Raw genomic sequence first — 954 nt, 5'->3', positions numbered from 1 at the left:
TAGAGCGCATCTGACGGATCATCACCGGTTGCGATGATCGATCGTTGTCTCGTCGTGGCTGGTGATTTAACTGATGAGGACTGGGAACGGCTTGAGCCGTTGCTGCCGAGCATGGACCCGCAGCGTGGCGGCCGGTGGCGTGATCACCGGCAGGTGATCAACGGGATTCTGTGGCGGATCGAGAACGGCGCGAAGTGGGACCAGATCCCGGACCGCTACGGGCCGGCGAAGACCTGCTACGACCGGTTCGCCCGTTGGGAGCAGGACGGCACCTGGGCCAGGATTTTGAAGCGGTTGCAGACCAACGCGGACGCCGATGGGGACCTCGACTGGTCTGCACAGGTCGATTCCAGCGTCGTGCGTGCTCACCAGCACGCCGCGGGTGCCCGTAAAGGGGGCTGAGTCCCGCCGAATCGAGGGCAGTGCAAGGGATGGGTCGCTCGCGGGGAGGACTGACCACCAAACTGCACCTGCTCGGTGAAGGTCGCGGCCGGGCTCTGGTCATTCGGCTCACACCAGGGCAGGCGTCGGACACCAAAGAGCTGGTGCCGTTGCTCGAAAACGTGGCCGTGGCACGGCCCGAGGGTCGTGGCCGGCCCCGTAAGCGGCTCGATCATCTGCTGGCGGACAAGGCGTACGGGTCGAAGGCGAACCGGCGGTCGCTGCGGGCCCGGCGGATCCCGCACACCATCCCGGAACGCGATGATGTGCGCAGGAGCCGGGCGAAGAAGGGATCTCGCGGCGGTAGGCCGCTGAACTTCAACGCCACACGGTACAAAGACCGCAACCAGGTGGAACGGGCTTTCAACCGCCTCAAGCAGTTCCGGGCCGTCGCGACCAGGTACGACAAGCTGAAAAACCGTTACGAGGCAACGGTAACCATCGCCTCGATCATGATCTGGCTCCGCGCCAAACCCGACCGGAGCCGACCATGATCCGTCAGATGCGCTCTAG

The 954-nt window shown here is 64.8% G+C and carries 1 protein-coding gene; it reads left to right on the top strand.

The genetic code is table 11. From position 1 onward, the window contains the following. Positions 1 to 33 precede the first annotated feature (33 nt). A protein-coding gene (locus QSK31_RS48505; protein ID WP_502873134.1) for an IS5 family transposase occupies positions 34 to 935 on the top strand; the annotation gives its coding sequence in 2 pieces (ribosomal slippage) (positions 34 to 399 and positions 402 to 935; 900 coding nt in all). Positions 936 to 954 lie beyond the last annotated feature (19 nt).

Origin of the sequence: Actinoplanes sp. NBRC 103695 (assembly GCF_030269485.1) — a bacterium.
Taxonomy (GTDB): Bacteria; Actinomycetota; Actinomycetes; order Mycobacteriales; family Micromonosporaceae; genus Actinoplanes.
Note: the sequence above shows the minus strand (reverse complement) of the source record. Positions and strands in the feature narration are given on the sequence as shown.